General features: G+C 45.3%; 22 protein-coding genes. All 22 read right to left on the minus strand.

The annotated features are described in order from the left end of the window. Nucleotides 1-139: 139 nt before the first annotated feature. The 22 genes from atpE to ACFPZG_RS01930 all read right to left on the minus strand — a co-directional run bounded on the left by atpE (nt 140) and on the right by ACFPZG_RS01930 (nt 20,051). A complete protein-coding gene (atpE, locus tag ACFPZG_RS01825) occupies nt 140-352 on the minus strand; it encodes a F0F1 ATP synthase subunit C (protein WP_060209511.1) in 213 nt (70 codons plus the stop codon). A 73-nt stretch (nt 353-425) separates the two neighbouring features. Continuing rightward, nucleotides 426-1,136 carry a F0F1 ATP synthase subunit A gene (gene atpB / locus ACFPZG_RS01830; RefSeq protein ID WP_283733060.1) on the minus strand — a complete coding sequence of 237 codons (711 nt, stop codon included), beginning with the start codon at nt 1,134-1,136 and terminating at the stop codon, nt 426-428. A gap of 29 nt (nt 1,137-1,165) precedes the next feature. After that, nucleotides 1,166-1,537, minus strand: a complete 372-nt coding sequence (locus ACFPZG_RS01835; protein ID WP_283733061.1) for an ATP synthase subunit I — start codon at nt 1,535-1,537, stop codon at nt 1,166-1,168. Nucleotides 1,538-2,169: 632 nt separating this feature from the next. After that, on the minus strand, nt 2,170-3,270 hold the full coding sequence (wecB, locus tag ACFPZG_RS01840) for a non-hydrolyzing UDP-N-acetylglucosamine 2-epimerase (protein WP_381426395.1): 1,101 nt from the start codon (nt 3,268-3,270) through the stop codon (nt 2,170-2,172). Nucleotides 3,271-3,320: 50 nt separating this feature from the next. Continuing rightward, on the minus strand, nt 3,321-3,950 hold the full coding sequence (upp, locus tag ACFPZG_RS01845) for a uracil phosphoribosyltransferase (protein WP_283733063.1): 630 nt from the start codon (nt 3,948-3,950) through the stop codon (nt 3,321-3,323). A gap of 605 nt (nt 3,951-4,555) precedes the next feature. Next, nucleotides 4,556-5,809, minus strand: a complete 1,254-nt coding sequence (gene glyA / locus ACFPZG_RS01850) for a serine hydroxymethyltransferase (RefSeq protein ID WP_283733064.1) — start codon at nt 5,807-5,809, stop codon at nt 4,556-4,558. A gap of 116 nt (nt 5,810-5,925) precedes the next feature. Then, the gene (locus tag ACFPZG_RS01855; RefSeq protein WP_283733065.1) at nt 5,926-6,489 is read right to left on the minus strand and encodes a TIGR01440 family protein; all 564 of its coding nucleotides are present in this window, start codon (nt 6,487-6,489) and stop codon (nt 5,926-5,928) included. A 17-nt stretch (nt 6,490-6,506) separates the two neighbouring features. Next, the gene (rpiB, locus tag ACFPZG_RS01860; RefSeq protein WP_283733066.1) at nt 6,507-6,944 is read right to left on the minus strand and encodes a ribose 5-phosphate isomerase B; all 438 of its coding nucleotides are present in this window, start codon (nt 6,942-6,944) and stop codon (nt 6,507-6,509) included. Between the two features lie 275 nt (nt 6,945-7,219). After that, nucleotides 7,220-7,669, minus strand: a complete 450-nt coding sequence (locus tag ACFPZG_RS01865; protein ID WP_283733067.1) for a low molecular weight protein arginine phosphatase — start codon at nt 7,667-7,669, stop codon at nt 7,220-7,222. Between the two features lie 57 nt (nt 7,670-7,726). Further along, on the minus strand, nt 7,727-8,230 hold the full coding sequence (locus tag ACFPZG_RS01870) for a manganese efflux pump MntP (protein WP_283733068.1): 504 nt from the start codon (nt 8,228-8,230) through the stop codon (nt 7,727-7,729). Nucleotides 8,231-8,298: 68 nt separating this feature from the next. After that, nucleotides 8,299-9,333, minus strand: coding sequence for an L-threonylcarbamoyladenylate synthase (locus ACFPZG_RS01875; RefSeq protein WP_317940389.1), 1,035 nt, complete (start codon nt 9,331-9,333; stop codon nt 8,299-8,301). 61 nt (nt 9,334-9,394) lie between these two features. Beyond that, nucleotides 9,395-9,979 carry a stage II sporulation protein R gene (locus ACFPZG_RS01880; protein ID WP_283733069.1) on the minus strand — a complete coding sequence of 195 codons (585 nt, stop codon included), beginning with the start codon at nt 9,977-9,979 and terminating at the stop codon, nt 9,395-9,397. Nucleotides 9,980-10,022: 43 nt separating this feature from the next. Then, nucleotides 10,023-10,874, minus strand: a complete 852-nt coding sequence (prmC, locus tag ACFPZG_RS01885; RefSeq protein WP_283733070.1) for a peptide chain release factor N(5)-glutamine methyltransferase — start codon at nt 10,872-10,874, stop codon at nt 10,023-10,025. Continuing rightward, a complete protein-coding gene (prfA, locus tag ACFPZG_RS01890) occupies nt 10,867-11,943 on the minus strand; it encodes a peptide chain release factor 1 (RefSeq protein ID WP_283733071.1) in 1,077 nt (358 codons plus the stop codon). The genes prmC and prfA overlap by 8 nt, the downstream gene beginning before the upstream one ends. 292 nt (nt 11,944-12,235) lie before the next feature. After that, nucleotides 12,236-13,210: a VanW family protein gene (locus ACFPZG_RS01895; protein WP_283733072.1), complete on the minus strand. Its 975-nt coding sequence runs from the start codon at nt 13,208-13,210 to the stop codon at nt 12,236-12,238. Between the two features lie 133 nt (nt 13,211-13,343). Then, the gene (locus tag ACFPZG_RS01900) at nt 13,344-13,946 is read right to left on the minus strand and encodes a thymidine kinase (RefSeq protein WP_283733073.1); all 603 of its coding nucleotides are present in this window, start codon (nt 13,944-13,946) and stop codon (nt 13,344-13,346) included. Nucleotides 13,947-14,133: 187 nt separating this feature from the next. Further along, on the minus strand, nt 14,134-14,349 hold the full coding sequence (gene rpmE, locus ACFPZG_RS01905) for a 50S ribosomal protein L31 (protein ID WP_283733074.1): 216 nt from the start codon (nt 14,347-14,349) through the stop codon (nt 14,134-14,136). Between the two features lie 188 nt (nt 14,350-14,537). Next, complete coding sequence (gene rho, locus ACFPZG_RS01910) at nt 14,538-15,821, minus strand: transcription termination factor Rho (RefSeq protein ID WP_317940390.1); 1,284 nt, start codon at nt 15,819-15,821, stop codon at nt 14,538-14,540. Nucleotides 15,822-15,957: 136 nt separating this feature from the next. Next, entirely contained in the window at nt 15,958-16,923 is a 966-nt protein-coding gene (gene glpX / locus ACFPZG_RS01915) for a class II fructose-bisphosphatase (protein ID WP_283733076.1), read from the minus strand. A gap of 117 nt (nt 16,924-17,040) precedes the next feature. Next, the gene (locus tag ACFPZG_RS01920; RefSeq protein ID WP_317940391.1) at nt 17,041-18,318 is read right to left on the minus strand and encodes a UDP-N-acetylglucosamine 1-carboxyvinyltransferase; all 1,278 of its coding nucleotides are present in this window, start codon (nt 18,316-18,318) and stop codon (nt 17,041-17,043) included. A 19-nt stretch (nt 18,319-18,337) separates the two neighbouring features. After that, nucleotides 18,338-18,985 (minus strand): fructose-6-phosphate aldolase, encoded by a 648-nt coding sequence (gene fsa / locus ACFPZG_RS01925; protein ID WP_317940392.1) that lies wholly within the window; start codon nt 18,983-18,985, stop codon nt 18,338-18,340. 208 nt (nt 18,986-19,193) lie between these two features. Further along, a complete protein-coding gene (locus ACFPZG_RS01930; protein WP_317940393.1) occupies nt 19,194-20,051 on the minus strand; it encodes a class II fructose-bisphosphate aldolase in 858 nt (285 codons plus the stop codon). Between the last annotated feature and the right edge of the window lie 182 nt (nt 20,052-20,233).

Genomic DNA, 20,233 nt, shown 5'->3' on the forward strand with positions numbered 1-20,233 from the left:
TTAGATTTCGATATAGTATAGAAAGAACATCATTCTTAATTTTCATCTTTAAACTTCTTTTTCAAACATCAGTTGATACATAAATGAATGGCGAAGGGCATATTGACGCGTTCTTCGCCATTTTAAAGTTGTGTATGAATTATTTGTTCATAACGATGAACGCGATAACTGTCGCGATGATCGGAAGGGCCTCAACTAACGCTACCCCGATGAACATTGTTGTTTGAAGCATACCACGCGCTTCTGGTTGACGAGCAATACCTTCTACTGTTTTAGAAACGATCAAACCGTTACCAATACCTGCTCCAAGTGCACCTAAACCTACTGCAAGAGCTGCTGCTAAAAGACCCATAGTGTATTTTCCTCCTAAGATTTCTTGTTTTTTAGTGTTTGTTTACTAACCCTATAAAGGGGCAATATATGTTTTAGTGGTCCGTGCTGACTTTATGTGCCATGTAGACCATCGTTAACATAACGAAGATGAATGCTTGGATTGCTCCGATGAAGACTGAGAAACCTAACCAAGCGAGTGACGGGATCAATGCCCCGACAAGGCCGAATGCACTTCCAGCCCCAAGTGTAGCAAGAAGTCCGATAAGGATCTCCCCTGCGAAAATATTACCGTAAAGACGTAGACCGAGTGTCAAAGTGTTCGCAAACTCTTCGATAATTTTAAGTGGTGCCAAGAATGGCATTGGTTGAAGATACGTTTTGAAGTATCCTTTCGTACCAAGTTGTTTTACGCCATAGTAATGGGTTAAAGCAACTACCATCGAAGCAAGAGTCAGAGTGATGACTGGATCTGCTGTCGGTGATTTCCACCAAAGATAATCGTCCACGACTACCGCAAACGGCAACCCGAGCATGTTTGCAACGAAAACGAACATGATTAAGGTAATTCCAAGTACGTGGAATCGGCCACCTGTTTTCCAGTCCATATTGTTCTTGATGATCCCTTTGACGAAATCCATGACCCATTCCATGAAGTTTTGCATACCCGTAGGTTTGACTTTCAAATTACGAGTAGAAATGAATGCAATTAAAAACACAACGAGGCATGTTACAAAAAGCATTAGGATGTTCGCTGGGTTAAAGCTTAATCCGAGAAAAACAAACTCCGGATTTTTATGGTTCACGTTTCGTTCACCTCCCTTATGCGTGTCAGTTAGAAATGCTTAACGTGGACTACTATCCTGTCTACAAGCAACAGGATGTATGGAATCATCAGTCCAATCACAGTACTGATTAGATTGAATTCTTCCGGCATCGACAACGCAATGGCCGCCGCAGCCACACCGGATCCGAATCGCAATGCGGTTCCGATTGACCTTGTTTCTTTCCCCTCTGAAATCGATTGATCAAACCTTTCCATTCTACGGACAAGTATCCAAAAATTATACAATCCGAACAATGAACCTAAGATTAAACCGCCGAAAAATGGTCTGTATTCAGTAAAAGCCCATCCGATGACGAACAATGCGAGCAAAAAAAAGAGGGCTTTCTTCTGCCTATTAAAAATGTTTCGCAATGTATGCATGGTGGGTGATTCTCCTGATTCATATTTTCGGTTTTTCGATTCCGGTGAAGGTGTACAATGAGTTGTCAAACGAACAGTGTTCGCCGCCCCAAGCGGGCTTGTACATAAGTAGAGATTCTAAAATCTAAAATTGTAAGTGAATCGTAAAGGTAGCGGATCACTAGGAAGCGTTGTTAGTTACTCCTGTGAGTCTCTGCCACGAAACGATGTTTAGTGAAAGGATGATAGAATCATGTCAAAAACAGTTATTTAGACACTTTCATTATGTTTAAAAACCCTATCATTCTTACCCTTTGTAAGCATACAATAGGGGCATTTTGATGTCAATTGATTCCCGTGAAATTATTCACAAAGGGACATACTTGTCAAATAATCGTCATATTTGTAGAGACTAAAACTCAATTGGGGATTTCCCTAAATTTAATCGATGGAGGTCCCGGAATTGAAGTTAGGTTTATTAGGATAAACATCAGTGTATGCATATAAACATTTTTATAAGTTTTTTTTCGTATTTTATGCGTTTTTCAGATGAATTTCTGCGTTTTTCTTGGCATTTATGCGCCTTTCGCGGGATTTATGCGTTTTTAGTTTCTGTTACACGCATAAATCTCCGTTAAGGTCACTTTTTTTGATTAATTTAATGAAGAAAGATATTCCTTCAACGCGACGACGATCCGTTCGGAAGCATGTCCGTCTCCATATGGGTTGGACGCTTTTGCCATCGCACTGTATTCCGCTTCGTCAGTGAGAAGCGCGTCGGTCAGGTTGAAGATTACCTCTTCGTCCGTCCCGGCAAGTTTTAATGTACCCGCTTCGATTCCTTCAGGACGTTCAGTCGTGTCACGAAGTACGATTACTGGTTTCCCGAGTGACGGCGCTTCTTCCTGGATGCCGCCCGAGTCGGTCAAGATGATGTGTGAACGTGCAGCGAAGTTGTGGAAATCAACGACTTCAAGCGGTTCGATCAAATGAACACGTTTGTTGTTTCCAAGTAGTTCATCTGCAACTTCGCGGACTGCCGGATTCATATGGACCGGGTAGATGACTTGCGTATCCGGGTGCTTTTCAAGGATTCGATTGATGGCACGGAACATATTGCGCATCGGTTCGCCCAAGTTTTCGCGTCTATGTGCAGTAAGCAGGATGAGACGGTCGTCGCCGATTTTCTCGAAAATCGGATGCGTATAGTCTTCCCGCACTGTTGTTTGAAGTGCGTCGATTGCCGTATTTCCTGTGATGTAGATCCGGTCTTCAGGTTTTCCTTCATTTAATAAGTTCTGCGCCGACTTTTCTGTTGGCGAGAAATGAAGATCTGCAAGGATGCCTGTTAGCTGGCGGTTCATCTCCTCAGGATACGGGGAGAATTTATCCCATGTACGAAGTCCTGCTTCGACATGTCCGACCGCGATTTTATTGTAGAATGCGGCAAGGCTACCGATGAAAGTTGTAGAAGTATCACCATGGACGAGTACGATGTCCGGTTGTGCTTCCTTCATGATCTTGTCGAGACCTTCCAAACCGCGAGTCGCGACGTCGACCAACGTTTGGCGGTCTTTCATAATATTGAGGTCATAGTCCGGTGTGATGCCGAACGTATTCAAAACTTGGTCAAGCATTTGACGATGTTGCGCTGTCACGGTGACGATCGATTCGATCTCCTCCGGATGTTTTTGCAATTCAAGTACAAGCGGCGCCATTTTAATCGCTTCTGGTCTTGTACCGAAGATCGTCATAACCTTCCATTTTCGTTTCAAACCATTCACGCCTTCCCCGTTATTATTTATTATTTTGTTCCGAATAGGCGGTCTCCCGCGTCTCCGAGTCCAGGAACGATGTACCCGTGGTCGTTCAATTTCTCATCCAAAGCAGCGATAAATACGTCTACGTCAGGATGCGCATCTGTGAACACTTTTACGCCTTCAGGAGCTGCGATTAAACACATGAACTTGATGTTTGTCGCACCACGTTTTTTCAATGAATTAACCGCTTCAACTGCTGTACCGCCCGTTGCAAGCATAGGATCGACAACGATGAATTCACGTTCCGATATATCGGAAGGTAATTTTACGAAATACTCATGTGGTTGTAGTGTTTCCGGGTCACGGAATAAGCCGATGTGCCCAACTTTCGCAGCTGGAATTAGGTTCAAGATGCCATCGACCATGCCGATGCCTGCACGAAGAATCGGAACAATCCCGATTTTCTTGCCTGCCAACACTTTTGAATTTGCTGTTTGGACTGGTGTCTCTACTTCCACTTCTTTTAGTGGAAGATCACGTGTAATTTCATAAGCCATCAGTGTCGCTACTTCGTCGACAAGCTCACGGAACTCCTTCGTACCGGTGTTGATGTCCCTAATATGTGTTAATTTATGCTGGATGAGTGGGTGATCAAATACATGTACTTTAGCCATTGCTTTCGCTCCTTTTCGGAATGTCCTGTACATTATAACAGAAAGCTACTGATTCAGACATTGTGGAGTGTGAAATATGGTGGATGTTGTTGAATGGGGAATTGTTAGAGGATTTAATCGAGGCGTTTTCAATTTTTAGACCTGTAAAATGTTGATTTTCGTTTCAGGCGGACGCTTTCCGGGGGGCGGGCGGTGAGCCTCCTCGGTCGCTGCGCGACACTGCGGGGTCTCACCTGTCCCGCTTATCCCCCAGGAGTCGCCGCTTCCACTTCAATCAACGGAAATTCTTTTATATAAAGAGTAGTTATTATAAATCCTTCCTAATATCGCGGGGAGATACTAGTGATAAAAATTACCAGATTGCGCCAAGTGCTTTTGACAATTAAATGCTCTTTTTTTCTGGTTCAGGAATGAGTCGAAGGTCACGAGATAAGCAAAAGTGGCTCGAACTCGAGCATAACTCACTCTAACTTGAGCATAACCCGCTCTAACACGAGAATTACTTCCTCGAACTCGAGCAAAACATCTTAAGCTATTAATAATTTACCAAATTGCATAAGAAAAACCCGCTCTCTCAGTGAGAACGGGGTTAATTAAATCAATAATTATGCATATAACGGGAATTTATCTGTCAATGCTTTAACTCTCTCAGCCGCTTCTGCTTTTACTGCTTCGTCTTCGTGGTTTTTCAGAAGATTGGCGATGATGGAGCCGATTTCTTTCATTTCTTCTTCTTTGAAGCCGCGTGTTGTGACGGCTGGTGTTCCGACGCGGATGCCTGATGTGACGAATGGGCTTTCCGTGTCGAATGGAATTGTGTTTTTATTGACAGTGATTCCGACTTCGTCAAGGACGTGTTCAGCGATTTTGCCTGTGAGGCCGAGTGATTTCACATTGATTAGCAATAAGTGGTTGTCTGTTCCGCCGGAAACGATTTGGACACCTTCAGCCATCAAGGAATCCGCAAGGGCCTTGGCATTTTTCTTAACTTGCTGGATATGCGTTTTAAACTCAGGCTTCAATGCTTCACCGAATGCAACCGCTTTTGCAGCGATCACGTGCATCAATGGTCCGCCTTGGATGCCAGGGAAGATTGTTTTGTCGATTTTACGGGCAAATTCCGCAGCGAATTCCTCGTTCACAAGGATCAATCCGCCACGTGGGCCGCGCAATGTTTTATGCGTCGTCGATGTAACAAAGTGTGCATGCGGTACTGGATTTTGATGCTCCCCTACTGCAACAAGACCAGCGATATGCGCCATGTCTACCATCAAATACGCGCCTACTTCATCCGCAATTTCACGGAATTTCGCAAAGTCAATTTCACGTGGATACGCACTTGCACCCGCAACGATCAATTTCGGCTTATGCTCAAGCGCTTTTTGACGTACGTCCTCGTAATCGATTCGCTCGTCTTCCTCGCTCACTCCGTACTCGACAAAATTGTATAGAGTTCCGGAGAAGTTTACCGGGCTACCGTGAGTCAAATGTCCGCCGTGGGAAAGATTCATGCCGAGAACAGTGTCTCCCGGTTCAAGCACCGTGAAGTATACAGCCATATTCGCTTGTGCACCGGAATGGGCTTGCACATTTGCATGTCCTGCGCCGAAAATTTCTTTCGCACGATCTCGCGCAATGTTTTCAACGACGTCAACATGTTCGCAACCGCCGTAGTAGCGCTTGCCTGGATACCCTTCAGCATATTTGTTTGTCAAATACGATCCTTGCGCTTCCATGACTGCTTCTGTGACGAAGTTTTCAGATGCGATCAATTCGATATTGGAATTCTGGCGGTTCTTTTCAGCCATGATTGCTTCGTATACTGCTGTATCTTCGCGTTTCACATTGCTTAAATCCATGATTCATTTCCCCTTTGTACTTTATTTATATTCGGATGATAGGCTTGTCCGATTACTCAACGCTCCGCTCTCATCCGGAATGAATGAGAGCATTGCGGGTGTTTCTTGAATGAAAATCAATCTTCCTCTGGACGCGCATAAATCGCCCGTTCGCCGCCGATCAATTTCGGTCGAGTCGTCGCGATTGTTACGATTGCATCACCGATTTTATTGATAGATGTGCGAAGTGGAACGGCAACCGGTTTGAGATGCATACCGATCAACGTCTGGCCAATGTCGATACCGGCATTTGCACGGATGGATTCTACGACAACTGCGTCTTTCATATGTTCAAATGCATATGTGGACATCGATCCGCCTGCATGTACTGCAGGGATGACTGAAACGGTGTCAAGATTGAATTTTTCCGCAGCTTCGCGTTCGATTGTCAAGGCACGATTGATATGTTCGCAACCTTGGAATGCGAGATACACTTTATGCTGTTTCGAGAATTCATTCATCGTTTCGAATAGGGCTTCGGCGACTTCGAGTGCGCCTCCGGTTCCGATCCGTTTGCCGGCGATTTCCGATGTGGAGCAGCCGATGACAAAGAACGTTCCTGGAACGATTGTTGTCTGTTCTTCCATTTCCTCTAAAAGTTGTTCAAGCTGTAACTTCAATAATTTCATACCTTCATCCATTGAAAACTCACCTCGTTTTATCCTTCAAGTTCCGTCAATTTCGCAACGCGGCGTTCGTGACGGCCCCCTTCGAATGAAGTGCCAAGCCATGTTGACGCAATTTCCCTTGCAAGTCCCGGTCCAATAACGCGTTCCCCCATTGCAAGGATGTTCGAGTTGTTATGCTCTCTCGTCGCTTTTGCGCTGAAGACGTCGTGGACAAGCGCGCAGCGAACGCCTTTGACTTTATTTGCGGCGATGGACATGCCGATACCTGTTCCACAAATGAGGATGCCGCGATCAAATTCCCCGCTAGCTACTCCTTGTGCAACTGGTGCTGCAAAGTCCGGATAGTCGACTGATTCGTCAGAGTCCGGGCCGAAATCTTCATAGGCAAATCCCAATTCTGATAAAAGATCCATAATTTCATGACGAAGTCGATTACCGCCATGATCTGAAGAGATTGCGATTTTCAAATGCGTCCCCTCTTTTCTTAATTTACTCACAAGTCATTCTACCATTATTCGATAAAAAAACACAGCCCTCGAGTGATATTTCGGGCTGTGAAATGATTCGAATGAAAGAGGATTTTTGATTATGCGTGATTGCTTGTGTTTATGCGTTTTTAATGGCGTTTATAAGCTTTTTGTAGCGTTTATGCGTAATTTCATGAGTTTATGAGCTTTTCGCATGATTTATGCGCTTTTCGGGGCATTTATGCGTTATTGGCGGTATATGTATCCGAATTCCTTTACGACTCTCTCCCCTGCGAGAACTTCCTTACCAATCCATCAATCACTTCGTTCAATTCTTCAAATGTAGCACGGTAAGTTTTCAGATTACCGCCGTATGGATCCTGCACGTCTGGATAAGCCTCAGGAGTGACGTATTCTTTCAATGTAAATGTCTTAGACTCTATATTCGGGAATGATTGCAAAAGAATCGCCTTATGCGATGATGTCATCGTCAGGACGAGGTCCGCCCACTCAAGGTCATCTGTTGTTACGGCTCTTGAGGTGGATGTATATGGCATGTTCTTTTCTTCGATAAGCGTTTTAGAATTCGTTGAAATCGACATTCCGTCGAACGCGTTGACCCCTGCGGATTTCACAGCAATGCCTTCGCCTACTTTTGAACGTAGAATTGCTTCCGCCATCGGGCTTCTGCATGTGTTTCCTGTACAAATAAAATAAATATTCATTTTTTATCACCTACTATTAGAATAACCGATTGCTAACGAATAATGAAATAGATTGATTCATCCAAAGCAGGATATGACTCCCATGCCAAAAAGAGATAGACCGCAAATCCAGCGCAGGATCTTACCGTTTTTGATGCTTAAATATCTTCCGTAGTAAAGTGCGGTGCATGAAAACACTAAAGTTAGTAGTCCTGATGAGAGGATGAATAGGAATTTATTCAACTGAAGCATCCCGAAGGAGACGCTGACTGAAAATGTGTCGAGACTGACAGCAAGTGCGATTAACACCGGATTCACTACACGCACCGCTTCGCTTGTATCGTCATCATGCAAAATCATATGAATACCGATCATTGAAAGCAGAATCCCTGATAGCAGGCCGCTCCAGGTGGATAAAAATCCCGTCGACCAATCCCCCACTAAAAATCCAACGAAGGGAAACAGTATATTCAAGAATGTTGTCCAAATGGCAATCGGAAGCCTTCCTTTACGTAAACGTAACAATGAAAATACGATGACTACATCAATTGTCGTTATACAAGCAGCGAATATTTCTACCAAAAAATTGACCTCCCAACTCCCGCATCTGTCCATCTTATGCGTGCGTTTGAGAGGTCATTCATATTGTTTTATAACAAATACCGTTTTCCATCGGCGGCTTTTACTAACCGGTTCATGACGGCTGCACCGACACCGGTCCATTCCGTCTCGGCGGCAAGTATGATGTCGGCTTCCGTCAAATCGCATTGACGGATTGCGCCGTATAAATTTGTTGCCAATGCCTCTTGGTCATGAAGCGGTCCGACTGAAAAATACCAGTCCGCTTCATCGACTTTGACTCTGAATTCATCGGGGCCGATGACTGCCACCCGTTTTCCTTCATTATGCAATGCATTGACTGCATCCTGAATCACCTTTTCATCCGCTTGTATGATGTAAAGTGGCGATTCCGGCGCGTAATGCATGTATTTCATGCCGGGCGCTTTCGGTGCATCCCCCTTCGAAACCTCACTTTCCGCGTGAACATGGCCGATCAATTCCTCAATCATTTCACGAGTCAGGCCACCCGGACGCAAAATGGTCGGCGGGACTGTCGTCATATCGAGGACGGTCGATTCTACGCCGACGCCTGTACGTCCACCGTCAACGATTAATGGAATGCGTCCTTGTAAATCTGTGAACACATGATTCGCTTCCGTCGGACTTGGTTTTCCGCTACGATTCGCACTTGGAGCTGCGAGAGGCATGTCCAGTTTCTGCAAAAGTTCAAGCGCTACAGGATGATCCGGCATACGGATGCCGACCGTTTCGAAGCCAGGCGTGACATTTTCAGCAATCACACCGGGCCGTTTATTGAAAACGAGCGTCAACGGGCCTGGCCAATAGGCATCCATTAGCTTCTTGGCGTCATCCGGCACGTCGACAGCGTATTTATCAACATCTTTTTTATTGCCAATATGTACGATGAGTGGATTGTCGGAAGGCCGTCCCTTTGCGTCAAAGATCTTTTGCACAGCATTTGCATCCGTTGCAACTGCGCCAAGTCCGTAAACAGTTTCGGTTGGAAAGGCGACGACTCCCCCATTTTTCAATATATCCACAGCTCGTTGATAACTTAAAAAGTTGCCCACATGGTTATCCACTGAAATAATTTCAGTATCCATGAATAAAACCCCCGTTTATACACATTTTATCTTAGTTATCCACATCGTTAGTGGATAACTATTACGCAAACCATGATTTTATCCACTCCCACACGAAGAAAGTGACCTTTTCTTCTTCTGCTTCCTTCACAGTCTCGACTTCCTTATCCGGGAAACAGACCCTTGGGAACAATGAACACCACCAGTTATCCCCACGACCGCTGCCAATCGTTAAGATATAGGCATCATATGGGGCTTGCGGGGTGATGAAAAGTCCTGAACGCTTCGGTGGAAACAGGGCTGCCTTCCTTTCAAGCGTCACTTCTTGGCCATCCGCGATTGTTTTCGCGATGTGGATAATTATATCTTCAATCGCATCAAGGTTATCCACAATCTCTGCTTTCGATGCTGACTGGGAGATAGCATTGTTGATAAGCGGTTCGATTTCTTGTTGGATTGCCAACTTCAATTGTTGGTCATCAGATGTGTTTGAATGTGCAAGAATACGGAATCTGAATGACTCCTCTTGCTCTACTTTCCCTGTAAATAACATCAAGGCGGACTGAATAAGGAAAAGCACGAGAATGAACTCGACAATCAGCACTAACTTTCCAGTCCGTCTATTAGATTTAAATGTATAGTTGTTAATTTCATAGTCTTGTAACATATCGATCCCCTCCTGACCTCATTGTTGCCAGGGTCGGAGGGGTTTATTCACTAATCTCGCAAAATATCATTCGATCTTTTCCATTTAGATCTTTCCTTACAGAAACCCTTGCTTTCGGGAATGCCTTTTGGAATAAACCACTAACCGACTTCCCTTGCTGATAGCCGATTTCAACGGCAATCAATGCGGGTTTATTCATAAGTGGCGGCAAGCTTTTTGCAAGTTTCTTATAGAAGTAAAGACCGTCATCCATAGCGAAAAGTGCAGTATGAGGTTCGAAATCAAGCACCGTACGAGACATCTCTTTCGACTCCTCCAAAGTGACATACGGAGGATTTGACACGACGACATCCCATTTTTCATGCTCAATCGGTTCCGTCATATTGCCAAGCCGGAACTCCACATGCACTTCATTGCGCTTTGCATTGCGCTTTGCGACTGCGATTGCCGGTTCGCTAATGTCTGTCGCTACGACGAACGCATCCGGCCATTCTTTTTTGATGGCAATCGCGATTGCGCCACTCCCGGTACCGATATCTGCCACGCGTCCATCTTCAGGGAAGAGATTGCGGCATCGTTCAAGTACGCCGTATACAAGTTCCTCCGTTTCAGGTCTTGGGATGAGCACATTTTTATTCACATCGAATGACATTCCGTAAAATTGTTCTGTGCCGATAATATGTTGAACGGGCTTGCCTGTTAATAATTGCTCGGTTTTATTCCAGAAATCGGTCTGCTGTTTGGGTGTTAATGGTTCGCGCAAATCAGCAAGTAATGTCGCTCCCGATTTCCCTGTTACATGCTCCATTAGCAGATGTACAGCGTGTGCGTCGAGATCCTTGGACTCAAGAAGGGACTTCGCTTTGTTTAATGCTTCGTGGATTTTCTCAGTCATTGGAATCCAAGCTTTCTAGTCTTCTTGCCTGATCCTCAAGGATGAGTGCATCGATTACTTCGTCTAACTTTCCTTCGATGATCTGGTCAAGTTTTTGGATTGTCAGTCCGATTCTATGGTCTGTCACCCGGTTTTGCGGGAAGTTGTATGTACGGATCCGCTCAGAACGGTCCCCTGTACCAACGGCCGATTTTCGCTTTTCATCATATTCCGCCTGTGCTTCTCGCATGAATTTGTCGTAGATGCGTGCGCGCAGGACTTTCATCGCTTTCTCTTTGTTTTTGATCTGCGATTTTTCATCCTGGCAGGAAACGGTGATGCCTGTCGGTAAATGTGTCAGGCGGACAGCGGACATTGTTGTGTTGACGGATTGTCCACCTGGGCCTGATGATGCGAATGTATCCGTACGGATGTCCTTTTCATGGATGTCGATTTCAACCTCTTCCGCTTCAGGCAGGACAGCTACTGTAGAAGTTGATGTGTGGATACGGCCGCCGGATTCGGTTTCAGGTACACGTTGCACGCGATGCGCCCCGTTTTCGAATTTCAATTTTGAGTAAGCACCATGGCCGTTGATCATGAAAATAATTTCCTTGAAGCCGCCAAGTTCTGTTGGCGAGGAGTCCATCACTTCAACTTTCCAATGGTTCATCTCGGCGAAGCGACTGTACATTCTGTAGAGATTACCCGCAAACAGTGCGGCCTCATCTCCACCCGCTGCACCACGGATTTCCATGATGACGTTTTTGTCGTCATTCGGGTCTTTCGGGACTAATAGGAGCTTTAGTTTACCTTCGAGTTCCTCGATTCTGTAGTCTAACTCGGTGATTTCCATTTTGACAAGTTCTTTCATTTCATCATCGAGTGGTTCCTCTAACATTTGTTTTGCATTGTTGTATTCTGTTGTCGCGTCCTTGTACTCGCGGTATGCATCGACTGTATCTTGCAGGTCGGATTGTTCCTTTGAGTAGGTCCGTAATTTGGTCATGTCACTTACGATATCCGGATCGCTCAGCAATTCATTCAGTCGGTCATATCGATCCTCAACGGCTTGTAGCCTTTCGAACATAGTTTGTACACCTCTTATTTCTCAAGTCTTTTCGTATGTTTATTGTACGGGAAAAAAGCATCGAAATACAGTAAAAAACTGGTGCTATCGAAAAGCGTAAGGCGCTTGCACAGATGCGACAGGCATAAGGCAAAGATGGCGCGTGGCGGTTTTTGCCACAGAGCAGCTTTGACTTATGACCCGAGCAAGTCGAACAGCGTAGGGTTCGATTTGCCGTATTTCTGCGGTTTTTTGCAGAAATTAAGGCATCCTCATAGCGCCTGGAGCTGGACAGGCATCAGAAAAACCTGATTTATTTCAAATCTAAAGGCTTGAAGCGGTCTTTGTATTTTTCAGCTGTTCTAAGTTCGATTGTAAGATAGCCATTTCCGTAAATCGCTTTTATGAGTATAGGGACGTCTGTTGAGTTTTGGAATCTGAAATCCAGTCCACCGTATGAAACTGTTGCATCCCGACCTTTCGGGACGTATCCAATTTCTCGTGAATGGTGGTGGCGCTCCAATATTTTGAGGGATATTTGGTCGAGTGCATTAAATAATGTTGAGGATGTCTGGCAAACACCTCCGCCGATTCCCATGACAAGTTCGCCGCTGATGATTTCGGGTGCGGGTTGGTAGCCGCTCTCTTCATCCCGTGAACCGACAACGGTATTGAATGAAAAATGGTCACCGCTTCCGACGATTGTATTGTTGATGGAATTTGCGGATAGTTCTATGTTTTTATTCCGATTGGGATTCGATTTAAAATAAGTCGTATAGGATGCGACTGTAATTTCGTTCAAATGTGGGATATCTGCTGAGTCATATCCGCTTTCCGTCACCGTGATTGGCAGTTCAACTTCGCCTCCGACAGCTGAAGCTGCCATGATCCGCTCGACTAATTCGTTTTCATCAAGAATGATTAAAGGGCTTCCTTTTACGACACCGCCCTGTTCATCTATTCTATCAAGGATCATTCGCCTGTCATATCCAGGGTTTTCCGGTGTTCCTCTTGCAAGCCTTTTTGCAAGCTTCTCGATTTCTTTTCTGTATGTTTCTTGATCCAGTTCATATCCTTGTTCATACGGGGCAAGTGTATGGATGATTTCAGATGTATTCGGGTCGATTAGTGTTACATTTTCCGGTTCCTTTTCAAATGTATAGCTATATATCTTTTTCGGTTTCTCCGTTTCCGCGGACGCAATTGGCGTTTCCTGATCTGAGTCATTTTGACAGCCCGCTAGTCCTATTGACATGAAAAGAATAAGTGCAGTTATCCACTTTTTCATAATCTATCTCCTGCCTTAATTAGATTTCACATTGAATAACATATTCAAGGCTTTGGATTAGTGTGTTGGTTTTCAGCAATTTTATGAATTAAATTAAAAAGACAACATGGTTTGTCCATGTTGTCCTAACATTTTATTCTACTGCTGCGTTCGCTGTTACGCCGTTTGGCACTTCGTGATGCGTGCGGCATCTTGCTTCGTAAGCTTCCGAAGCGGCTACAAGGATGATGGGATCGTCGGAGCCAGCTGGTTCTCCATTGATAAGGCGTTGTGTTCTGCTTGCAGGTGAGCCGCAAACGGTGCAGACGGCTTGAAGTTTTGTAACGTTTTCTGCGACTGCCAAAAGTTGAGGCATTGGGCCGAATGGTTCGCCGCGGAAGTCTTGGTCAAGGCCAGCGATGATGACGCGGAATCCGCGATCCGCCAAATCCATGACGACGTCTACGATTCCTTCGTCAAAAAATTGGGCTTCGTCGATTGCGATGATGTCGTATTCGTCTTTTACAAATTGTTCGATTTGAGTCGACTCCGCGATAGGTGTTGCGATGACGGTTGTACCGTTATGGCTGACGACGGCTTCCTCGCTGTATCGATCATCGATTTCGGGTTTGAATACTGCGATTTTCTGTTTGGCAAATTGCGCACGGCGCACGCGTCGTATTAGTTCCTCCGATTTGCCTGAGAACATGCTTCCACAAATTACTTCTATCCAGCCGCCTTGCATTGTTACGTACATATTGGTTCCCCTTTCAATCAGTCGCTCTATGTAAATTGCTTTTTGTTTTGTTCGGAATGTCTATCATACATTAAATTCGAATGAAATTGACGTCTTTTATTTCTTGTTGAATTATGGTATGTGGACGATGTGAAATTTTTGGAAAGATAAAACCCGGCGGATGTTGATCCGCCGGGTTGGATGAGTCTTATTCTTGTCCTTCTTCTTTGAAGCCGTATTTCTTGTTGAAGCGGTCGATACGTCCGTCCGCTGCAGCAAATTTTTGGCGTCCAGTGTAGAATGGATGGCATTCTGAACAAACTTCTACGCGAATGTCCTCTTTTACAGAACCTGTTTCGAATGTGTTACCACATGAACAAGCAACTTTTGCAAGTTTGTAATTTGGATGAATTCCTGCTCTCATCGGTCTCTCTCCTCTCGCCCTGAACCATCTGGAACAGAGTGTTATTGTAGGTCTTGCATAAGACTGATGCCTTACACGGTCCGTATATGTCAACCGCATATGCAGCAGATGGTGGTAAAACCACACTTAGAGATTATAACAGGTTTATTTGGGGTTTGCAACTATTTTTCAATGTAGAAATGTTGATTTTATAATAGACCTTTTCCATTCCGATGGGCTTTCATTTCTTCGTTTAGTTTGTCGAAGAATTCTTCGTTGGATTTGGACTGACGCAATTTCTTTAGGAAGCGTTCTGCGAAATCGGAGGAATCGGAAAATGTTTTTCGGATGGCCCATAGTTTTTCAAGCTGGTTGCTTGGGATGAGCAGTTCTTCCTTCCGTGTTCCTGAGCGGCGGATGTCGAGTGCCGGGAAGACGCGACGTTCTGCAAGGCTGCGATCGAGATGAAGTTCCATGTTACCGGTTCCTTTGAATTCTTCGTAGATAACTTCGTCCATTCTTGAGCCCGTGTCGATTAAGGCAGTGGCAAGGATTGTTAAGCTGCCGCCCTCTTCAAGGTTACGCGCTGCGCCGAAGAAACGTTTTGGGCGGTGGAATGCCGCAGGGTCAATACCACCGGAAAGTGTACGGCCGCTTGGCGGAATGACAAGGTTATATGCACGTGCAAGACGTGTGATTGAATCCATTAAGATGATGACGTCGCGTTTATGTTCGACAAGGCGCATAGCGCGTTCGAGGACGAGTTCAGCAACTTTGACGTGGTTTTCCGGGACTTCGTCGAATGTGGAACTGACAACGTCTGCATTAACGGAACGTTCGATGTCGGTTACTTCTTCCGGACGTTCGTCGATTAACAGGACGATCAATTCAGCTTCGGGATGGTTCGTCGTGATTGCGTTTGCAATTTCCTTTAGTAGCATTGTTTTACCGGCTTTTGGTGGTGCAACGATAAGTCCACGTTGACCGAAACCTACTGGTGAAACGAGATCCATGATTCGTGTTGATAGTTTCGTTGGAACCGTTTCGAGTCGAATGTGGCGATCCGGGTATAGCGGAGTTAGTGCTGGGAAGTGGACGCGTTCGCGTGCGACTTCAGGGTCTTCTCCGTTTACAGCTTCTACTTGAAGGAGTCCGTAATAGCGTTCGTTTTCTTTTGGTGGACGTACTTTCCCAGTTACTTTATCACCATTTCGCAAGTCGAATCGTCTGATTTGGGACGCGGAGATATAGATGTCTTCGGAACTTGGCGAGTAGTTGATTGGGCGAAGGAAACCATAGCCTTCTGATTGGATGATTTCGAGTACGCCTTCCATGAAGAAGAATCCTTCTTGTTCGGCTCTTGATTTAAGGATTGAAAAGATTAGTTCTTTTTTGGTTAATTTGCTGTAATAGGATATTTTATATTGTCTTGCAAGCTCGTAAAGCTCTTTTAACGTCATATTTTCTAAACTGCTAATTGTTAGAATCGACATAGTTCATTCAGCACCACTCTTTATTTGATTTTAGTTTTTGAGGTTGTCTTCTTAGGTAGGAAATCAATGAATAGAAGGATGCCCGGCTTATGCCGGGCTTTGAGGCTTACTATTTTTGATTTATTAATAAAATAAATTAGTCTTGCATTACAAGATTAGGTTTCTTTTTAAGGCTGTGGCGTCCTTCTACGAAACGGATTGTGCCGGATTTGGAGCGCATGACGAGTGAGTGGGTTTCGCTGAAGCCGCCTTTGAATTGGACTCCGCGTAGTAGTTCACCGTCGGTTACACCTGTTGCTGCAAAGATGGCGTCGTCTCCTTTTACAAGGTCGTCCATGTAAAGGACTTTTGTGACGTCGATGCCCATTTTTTCACAGCGTTCACGTTCTTCGTCGTTTGAAGGAATAAGTCGTCCTTGGATTTCCCCTCCGAGGCATTTTAGTCCAACAGCAGCGATAACGCCTTCAGGGGCACCACCAATACCGAACATAATATCAACACCTGTGTTGTCAAATGCCGTGTTAATGGCACCTGCTACGTCTCCGTCATCGATAAGCTTGATGCGCGCGCCAGTAGCTCTGATTTCTTCGATGATTTTCGCATGGCGTTCACGGTTGAGGACAGTTGCCACAACTTCATCTATCGATTTGTTTTTGGCTTTAGCCACGGCATGAAGGTTTTCCGTTACGGTTGCATCGATGCTGATTTTGCCAACCGCTTCAGGTCCGACTGCGATTTTATTCATGTACATATCAGGTGCGTTTAAAAGGTTTCCTTTATCAGCGATTGCGATGACTGCAAGTGCATTCCAGCCTCCTGATGCGACGATATTCGTTCCTTCCACCGGATCGACAGCTACATCAACTTCCGGTCCTTGGCCAGTGCCTAACTCTTCGCCGATGTAAAGCATTGGTGCTTCATCCATTTCGCCTTCCCCGATAACAACGACTCCCTGCATTGGAATCGTGTCGAACACAGTGCGCATCGCTTCTGTCGCGGCGTCATCCGCTTCGTTTTTCAAACCGCGTCCCATCCAGCGTGCTGCTGAAACTGCCGCCGCTTCTGTTACACGTACTAATTCCATCGATAAACTGCGTTCCATTATGATTGTTCCTCCCGTAATACGCTTTTCAATTGTAAAGCTGTAAGATTTCTTACTGTCATTATAGCATACCTTGGAAATTACATTTCCAATTATTCCGTATTAACTTTATGAACTTTATTCCCGTACTTTCGCTTTTTCGGGCACATTTTCCTTCCGGATATCGGCGCCGATTCCACGAAGTTTTTCGATCAACGAGCCGTATCCGCGTTCGATATGTTGAATTTCCTGGATTTCAGTTTCGCCTTCCGCCAATAATCCTGCGATGACAAGAGCTGCACCCGCCCTTAAATCCGAAGCGCGGACAGTAGCGGCTTGTAGTGGCGTTGGTCCAGATAAAATGACAGATTGGCCCTCTACTTTTCCTTCTGCATTCATCGTTCGAAGTTCATCAATCTGTTTGAATCTCGCGGAATATATTGTATCCGTTATGACAGAAGTGCCGTTCGCCTGTGTCAATAGCACTGAGAATGGCTGTTGAAGATCCGTCGGGAAACCTGGATATACGAGTGTTTTTACATCGACTGCATTCAAATTCCTCGTTTTCGGAATGAAAATATGCTCTTCCCTTTCCTCGACTTCAACACCCATCTCACGGAGTTTCGCTGTCAGTGCTTCAACGTGGAAAGGGATTACGTTATCAATTAAGACACCGTCTCCTGCAGCCGCTGCCATGATCATGAATGTCCCCGCCTCGATACGATCGGGAATAATTGTATGTTTCGTTCCGTGAAGCCTTTCGACTCCCTCGATTCGGATGACATTTGTACCGGCGCCTTTAATGTTGGCACCCATGTTTGAAAGCAATGTTGCGACATCTATGATTTCAGGTTCTTTGGCAGCATTCTCGATAATTGTCCGGCCTTTTGCACGGACCGCAGCAAGCATGATATTGATTGTCGCGCCAACGCTGACAACGTCCAAATAGATTTTAGCGCCGCGCAGTTCATCGGCACGCAGATAGATGGCTCCGTGTTCATTTGTCACTTTTGCACCTAAAGCCTCGAAGCCTTTAATATGCTGGTCGATAGGACGAGGTCCCAAATGGCAGCCTCCAGGAAGTCCGATTGCCGCCTTTTTGAATCGGCCTAACATTGCGCCCATCAGATAATAGGATGCTCTTAGCTTTTTCACATTGCCGTTCGGAAGTGGCATGGCAACCATTTCGGATGGGTCGATCGTCATCTTCCCTGCTCCGAAATTCACTTTTCCACCAATATCTTCAAGAAGCGCCTGCAGTGTTAAGACGTCCGAAATTTCCGGAAGACCTTCAATCGTGACAGGTGAATCCGCCAAAATGGATGCCGGAATCAATGCAACGGCACTGTTCTTCGCTCCGCTCACTTTTATCGTTCCTTGTAAAGGTTTGCCGCCTCTTATTTTATAAACGTCCATTTCAGTCTCCTTTGGCGTTTCACTTGTTCTTTCTTGCTTCCCAGTCGTTTAAGAATTGTTGAATACCTTGGTCTGTCAACGGGTGGTTGAATAGTTGTTTGAGTACTTTGAAAGGAGTTGTTGCAATATGCGCTCCCGCAAGTGCTGCATCTGTAATATGCTGCGGCCCGCGGATGGAAGCTGCAATGATTTGCGTGTCCAAGTCATGAATTGTGAAGATGTCCGCAATTGTGCTGATTAACTGAATTCCTTCTTGACCGATATCGTCAAGTCTGCCGAGGAATGGGGATACGTAAGTGGCTCCAGCGCGTGCGGCAAGCAAAGCTTGGTTGGCACTGAAAATGAGGGTCACGTTTGTTTTTATGCCTTCTTGGGCGAAGACGGAGCACGCCTTTAAGCCTTCCGGTGTCATTGGAAGTTTGACAGTGATATTTGGTGCGATTTTAGCAAGTTCGCGGCCTTCTTCGATCATTCCTTCTGCGTCAAGGGCGATGACTTCTGCGCTTACTGAGCCTGGTACGAGGGCAGTAATTTCGCGAAGGCGATCGTGGAATGAGATGTTTTCTTTTGCGACCAGTGATGGGTTTGTTGTTACGCCAGATAGGATTCCCCAGCTATGTGCTTCTTTGATTTCTTCGAAGTTTGCTGTGTCGATGAAAAATTTCATTGGTGTGTTCCTCCTCTTTATGAATGGAAAAGAAGGAGAATGCATCTGTGATGCTTCTCCTTTTATTTAAAATTAATACTGTTGATTTCCGCTACGGGCGGACGCTTTTGGTCGCAAAGCAAGGCAAATATGTGCTCGTAACGCTACGCTTTTACTCGCAAAAGCCGTTCTTCGCTACGGCTTTGCCTGTCGCATCTGAGCAAGCGCCTTACGCTTTTCCAGTGCTCCCGAATTCGCGCATTTTGCCGATTACGGTTTTTTTGATGGCTTCGCGCATTGGTGCCAAGTATTTGCGTGGATCGTAGACGTTGGCGTCGTTGTTTAATACTTCGCGGACTGCTTTTGTTCCTTCGATTTGGTTCTCGGTGTTGACGTTGATCTTAGCTGTACCGAGGGAGACGGAACGTTGGATGTCTTTTAATGGAATGCCTGTTCCGCCGTGAAGGACGAGTGGAAGGTCGGATTGGCTTGAGATGATTTCCATTTCTTCGAATCCAAGGTTCGGTTCGCCTTTGTATGGTCCGTGGACGGACCCAAGTGCTGGCGCCAAGCAGTCGATGCCTGTTGCGTCGACAAGTTCTTTACATTCTGCAGGGTCTGCGTAGATGACTCCGTCTGCGATCGTATCGTCTTCTTGTCCGCCGACGACTCCAAGTTCGGCTTCAACGGATACGTTTCTTGCGTGTGCGTATTCTACTACTTGTTTTGTGATTTCAATGTTTTCTGCAAGTGGCTTTGAAGAAGCATCGATCATGACGGATGTGAAGCCTGCGTCAATCGCCTCTTTACACTTTTCGAAGCTGGAACCGTGATCAAGATGGATTGCGACTGGTACAGTGATGTTAAAATCATGCATTAAGCCTTTTACCATGTGGACTACTGTCGTGAAACCGCCCATATAGCGTGCTGCACCTTCTGATACACCAAGGATTACAGGTGATTTTTCTTCCTCTGCTGCTTGCAAGATTGCTTGCGTATATTCAAGGTTGTTCAAGTTGAACTGACCGATTGCATAACCTTCTTTTTTACCTTTTATCATCATTTCTTTCATTGAAACAAGTGCCATGTGGTATCCTCCTCCGAGTTGTGGGATGAATTTATTGAATGATACGTTATTTACCTCTTTTATCATAACAAAAACAGACAGTATTTACTACTGTCTGGGTCGCTGTTGGACTCGATGTAAGTTGCGGTTGTATGTGGGTTGTTTTATGTGAGAAGTGTTTTTAATTGAAGAGCCTCTTTTTC

The sequence above is a fragment of the Sporosarcina thermotolerans genome, assembly GCF_042658975.1.
GTDB classification, from domain to species: Bacteria; Bacillota; Bacilli; order Bacillales_A; family Planococcaceae; genus Sporosarcina; species Sporosarcina thermotolerans.

Bases quoted from the DNA above. Each gene is read 5' to 3' on its own strand.
- ACFPZG_RS01835 (WP_283733061.1), bottom strand. From the start codon at position 1,537: ATGCATACATTGCGAAACATTTTTAATAGGCAGAAGAAAGCCCTCTTT.
- rpmE (WP_283733074.1), bottom strand. From the start codon at position 14,349: ATGAGAGCAGGAATTCATCCAAATTACAAACTTGCAAAAGTTGCTTGT.
- atpE (WP_060209511.1), bottom strand. From the start codon at position 352: ATGGGTCTTTTAGCAGCAGCTCTTGCAGTAGGTTTAGGTGCACTTGGA.
- ACFPZG_RS01880 (WP_283733069.1), bottom strand. From the start codon at position 9,979: ATGTTACAAGACTATGAAATTAACAACTATACATTTAAATCTAATAGA.
- rho (WP_317940390.1), bottom strand. From the start codon at position 15,821: ATGTCGATTCTAACAATTAGCAGTTTAGAAAATATGACGTTAAAAGAG.
- ACFPZG_RS01895 (WP_283733072.1), bottom strand. From the start codon at position 13,210: ATGAAAAAGTGGATAACTGCACTTATTCTTTTCATGTCAATAGGACTA.
- glyA (WP_283733064.1), bottom strand. From the start codon at position 5,809: ATGGATTTAAGCAATGTGAAACGCGAAGATACAGCAGTATACGAAGCA.
- wecB (WP_381426395.1), bottom strand. From the start codon at position 3,270: ATGACGATCTTCGGTACAAGACCAGAAGCGATTAAAATGGCGCCGCTT.
- prmC (WP_283733070.1), bottom strand. From the start codon at position 10,874: ATGACTGAGAAAATCCACGAAGCATTAAACAAAGCGAAGTCCCTTCTT.
- glpX (WP_283733076.1), bottom strand. From the start codon at position 16,923: ATGGAACGCAGTTTATCGATGGAATTAGTACGTGTAACAGAAGCGGCG.
- upp (WP_283733063.1), bottom strand. From the start codon at position 3,950: ATGGCTAAAGTACATGTATTTGATCACCCACTCATCCAGCATAAATTA.
- ACFPZG_RS01900 (WP_283733073.1), bottom strand. From the start codon at position 13,946: ATGTACGTAACAATGCAAGGCGGCTGGATAGAAGTAATTTGTGGAAGC.
- fsa (WP_317940392.1), bottom strand. From the start codon at position 18,985: ATGAAATTTTTCATCGACACAGCAAACTTCGAAGAAATCAAAGAAGCA.
- ACFPZG_RS01855 (WP_283733065.1), bottom strand. From the start codon at position 6,489: ATGGATGAAGGTATGAAATTATTGAAGTTACAGCTTGAACAACTTTTA.
- ACFPZG_RS01875 (WP_317940389.1), bottom strand. From the start codon at position 9,333: ATGGATACTGAAATTATTTCAGTGGATAACCATGTGGGCAACTTTTTA.
- prfA (WP_283733071.1), bottom strand. From the start codon at position 11,943: ATGTTCGAAAGGCTACAAGCCGTTGAGGATCGATATGACCGACTGAAT.
- ACFPZG_RS01930 (WP_317940393.1), bottom strand. From the start codon at position 20,051: ATGGCACTTGTTTCAATGAAAGAAATGATGATAAAAGGTAAAAAAGAA.
- ACFPZG_RS01920 (WP_317940391.1), bottom strand. From the start codon at position 18,318: ATGGACGTTTATAAAATAAGAGGCGGCAAACCTTTACAAGGAACGATA.
- ACFPZG_RS01865 (WP_283733067.1), bottom strand. From the start codon at position 7,669: ATGAATATTTATTTTATTTGTACAGGAAACACATGCAGAAGCCCGATG.